At 67.0% G+C, this 3,334-nt stretch carries 4 protein-coding genes; 3 read left to right on the top strand and 1 reads right to left on the bottom strand.

Annotated elements, in window-relative coordinates:
* Nucleotides 1-174: 174 nt before the first annotated feature.
* Nucleotides 175-675 (bottom strand): PaaI family thioesterase, encoded by a 501-nt coding sequence (locus ACTWQJ_RS48795; RefSeq protein WP_443312796.1) that lies wholly within the window; start codon nucleotides 673-675, stop codon nucleotides 175-177.
* A 92-nt stretch (nucleotides 676-767) separates the two neighbouring features.
* Between ACTWQJ_RS48795 and ACTWQJ_RS48800 the strand changes: the two genes are divergently transcribed.
* The 3 genes from ACTWQJ_RS48800 to ACTWQJ_RS48810 all read left to right on the top strand — a co-directional run bounded on the left by ACTWQJ_RS48800 (nucleotide 768) and on the right by ACTWQJ_RS48810 (nucleotide 3,323).
* Nucleotides 768-1,235 (top strand): winged helix-turn-helix transcriptional regulator, encoded by a 468-nt coding sequence (locus ACTWQJ_RS48800; RefSeq protein ID WP_443312797.1) that lies wholly within the window; start codon nucleotides 768-770, stop codon nucleotides 1,233-1,235.
* A 493-nt stretch (nucleotides 1,236-1,728) separates the two neighbouring features.
* Nucleotides 1,729-2,565 (top strand): SDR family NAD(P)-dependent oxidoreductase, encoded by an 837-nt coding sequence (locus ACTWQJ_RS48805; protein WP_443312798.1) that lies wholly within the window; start codon nucleotides 1,729-1,731, stop codon nucleotides 2,563-2,565.
* A 92-nt stretch (nucleotides 2,566-2,657) separates the two neighbouring features.
* Nucleotides 2,658-3,323 carry a winged helix-turn-helix transcriptional regulator gene (locus ACTWQJ_RS48810; RefSeq protein WP_443312799.1) on the top strand — a complete coding sequence of 222 codons (666 nt, stop codon included), beginning with the start codon at nucleotides 2,658-2,660 and terminating at the stop codon, nucleotides 3,321-3,323.
* The last annotated feature ends 11 nt before the right edge of the window (nucleotides 3,324-3,334 follow it).

Consider the following 3,334-nt stretch of genomic DNA (forward strand, 5'->3'; position numbering starts at 1 on the left):
CCCCCCCCCCCCCCCCCCCCGCAGCCGTGTCACGTCGTACCCCGGCGTTCCGCGCCGAGGTCGAGGGAGTCCGGCATCACCGCACACACATCACCCTCCGCAGGTCAACAGCTAGGAGGGATGAGACGTCGGTGCGCAGGGGAAAAGGTCCGATGCACCGGCCGCCGTTGAGCGTCACCCTTGAGAGGGCGGCACCGGGAAGAGCATGCAGCTACTGGTGGCGTGGGCGAGCAGACGGTCTTTCGCGTCGACCAACTGCGCCTGGGCGAGGGCGGTTTGACGGCCCTTGCTGACAACCGTGCCGATGGCACGCACCGTGCCCGTGTCCATGGTGATCCGCCGCAGGAACTTCACCGTCAGGTCGAGTGAGGTGTACGCCATGCCTTGCGGGAGAGTGGACTGGACGGCGCAGCCCGCCGCCGAGTCGAGCAGGGTGGCGAAGATGCCGCCGTGCACGCTGCCGATCGGGTTGTAGTGCTCCTCACCCGGCGTCAGCGAGAAGACCGCCCTGCCGGGCTCCACCTCGTCCAGGGTGAAGTCGATGGAGTAGTTGATGGGCGGCCCCGGCAGTTGCCCCGCCTGCAGCTCGCGCAGGAAGTCGATGCCGGCCATGCGCCCGGCGGCTTCCGCCAGGATCGCGGGATCTTCCCAGTGATACGTACGTGTTCGTCCCACGACCGAGCGCCTTCCATCTGGCTTTTATGAGTGAAGCTAGCCTCTTGCTCACCTGACTGTCAATGACGAAGCCAGGCCCTTACGATGGCGGGATGGAGTGGCTTGAGGCGAGCACGGAGAACTGCCCCGTCCAGCGCACGCTCGACGTGGTCGGGGAGAAATGGACGTTGCTGATCCTGCGTGACGCCGTCAACGGAGTCCGCCGCTTCGACGACTTCCACCGCCACATCGGCCTGTCGGAGGCCGTCCTCAGCGACCGCCTCCGCAAGCTGACCTCGGCCGGCATCCTGAAGACCGTCCCCTACCAGGAGCCGGGCAGCCGCTCCCGCAACGAGTACCGCCTGACCCGCAAGGGCTGGGACCTGTGGCCCGTTCTGATGGCGCTGAGCCAGTGGGGCGAGGCGTACGCGCTCGGCTCCGAGGGTCCTGTACTGGACGTCCGCCACACCGACTGCGACGCCCCGGTCCGCGTCGTCGTCGAGTGCTCCGCGGAGCGCTCCACCCTCACTCCCCGTGAGGTCACCGCCCGGCTGGGACCTGGTGCTCGTCTTCGGTCGTGAGCCATCGGCCTCGTAGCCGCGGGCCAGACGGCGCTGGAACATCAGCTCTTCGGTCACCAGGAACGACAGGTGCTCGCCCCCGACGAAGACCGTGTCGCAATCGTCGATCTGCACGAACCGCTCAAGCACGACGTCCACCTCCGCCACCGCATCGATGAACGCACCGCCCAGCGCGGCCTCCGTTTCGGCGATGAGCCAATGCACTCCACGGTGGGGCGCCGAGCTCGGCCAGGAGTTCACGGCGCAGCAACTCACACGTACCGATGGCCGGTTCGGGACGTGAACCGATCGCGCGCGATGACTATACATTTCATATAGCCCTTGCTAGCGTCCGCTTCATTACGAAGGCGTCGCTGGCCGGTCAACGTGTGCTCACAACGGGAGCGGCGCGCCGACGGTGAACGCGAAGTCCCGCCACTCGGCCCCGAACTCGCACTCGCCGCACTGAACGTGGACGCGGACGACACCCCATGACTGAAGACGAGGCTTCCGCATGACTGCATACGAACTCGCCGACAAGGTCGTACTCATCACCGGCGGCACCGGGGGGCTCGGCAGCGCGACGGCTCGGGCTCTCCTCGCCCGCGGCGCACGGGTCGGCATCGTGGATCTGCATCCGGACACGCCGGAGATCGCAGCATGTATCTCGCCGTCCGGCGTCGCCGGCTTCACTGCGGACGTCTGCGACCGCGACGCGCTCGACGATGCCGTAGCCCAGATATGTGAGCGGTTCGGGCGGGTCGACGTCGTGATTGCGAACGCCGGCATCATGGGGCATGGCTCCACACTTCACACCATGCCCGCACCCGCGATCGACAAAGTGCTGGCCGTGAACGTCAACGGTGCCCTCAACACCGTGAACGCGGCGATGAAGCAGATCGTCGCCAATCAGGGTCAGATCGTACTCATCAGTTCGGTATTCGCCTTCCTCAATGGCATGGGGGCGATTCCCTACGCCATGAGCAAGGCCGCGGTTGAGCAGCTCGGACGCGGACTCCGAGTGGAACTCGCCCAGCACGGCGTTTCTGCCACCACCGCCTACTTCTCGCTGATCCAGACGGACATGATCAGAAACGGCGTCGACCAGGACCCGACGATCGGCAAGCTCCTGTCCAGGGCAACGCCGCGACCGCTGCGCAAGCGCCTTGAACCGGACCAGGCTGCCCATGCCATCGCGCATGCCATCGAGCACCGTTCACCCCGCGTGATCCGGCCGGCTCGCTGGACACCGCTGTCCGTCTTGCGAGGGGTGATCAACCCGGCAATCGACGCGCGCCTGGCACGTGATCTCAAAGTACGCGCGCTGCTCGGCAAGCTCGAAGGACGTTGAGTCCGGTAGCAACGGGCGTACGAGGGCCAGGCCGAATGGAACGCCCTGGCCCTCGCGTTGGCCCGTCAGAACATGTCAGTAGAGTGGAACACATGGGAGCGGTGCGCAGATACGGGCAGGCCTGCCCACTCGCCACGGCGATGGACGTGCTTGGCGAGCGTTGGACCGTACTCATCCTCCGCGAGCTGTTGCTGGGCCCGAAGCGGTTCACCGAGATCCTCGGTCGCATGCCGTCGATCGGACCGAATCGCCTCACCGACCGGCTTCGCACTCTGCACGCGATCGGCGTCGTCTCCAAGGCCGAGCCGACGCCGGAGTACACCCTGACCGACTTCGGTGAAGAGCTGAGGGCCCCGGTCATCGGACTCGGGCTGTGGGGCCTGGGCCTGATGAGCAACAGTGTCGATCCGTCGACTGCTCGGACCGACATGGTGGCGCTGTGCATGACCGTGGCGATCGCCCCCGGTCGGCTGGCCGGCCTTGCTCTTGAGTGCGACGTCGATGCCGGCGAACGGTTCTCCATGACCGTCGGCGACGGGGCGCTCAGGGTCCGGTCCGCACCGTCACCCGCAGCGTCGCCCACCACTGTGGCCTGCGACGCAGGAACGTTCAACGCGCTGTCGCTCGGGAATGAGAAGCCGTCCGCCGCCACCGAGTCCGGCCGCCTCGCGGTGGACGGCGACGCCGAGGCGGTCAATCACCTCTTCGCGGCCTTCGCCGAGGCGGCCCGACGGCTCACCACTGACCGGTCGGCCTGATCAGGCATCGG

It is taken from the genome of Streptomyces sp. KR55 (assembly GCF_052245645.1).
In the GTDB taxonomy this organism is placed as follows: Bacteria; Actinomycetota; Actinomycetes; order Streptomycetales; family Streptomycetaceae; genus Streptomyces; species Streptomyces flavusporus.

What these genes read in the sequence shown, in the direction of transcription:
- ACTWQJ_RS48800 (WP_443312797.1), top strand. Translation starts at nt 768, where the DNA reads ATGGAGTGGCTTGAGGCGAGCACGGAGAACTGCCCCGTCCAGCGCACG.
- ACTWQJ_RS48805 (WP_443312798.1), top strand. Translation starts at nt 1,729, where the DNA reads ATGACTGCATACGAACTCGCCGACAAGGTCGTACTCATCACCGGCGGC.
- ACTWQJ_RS48810 (WP_443312799.1), top strand. Translation starts at nt 2,658, where the DNA reads ATGGGAGCGGTGCGCAGATACGGGCAGGCCTGCCCACTCGCCACGGCG.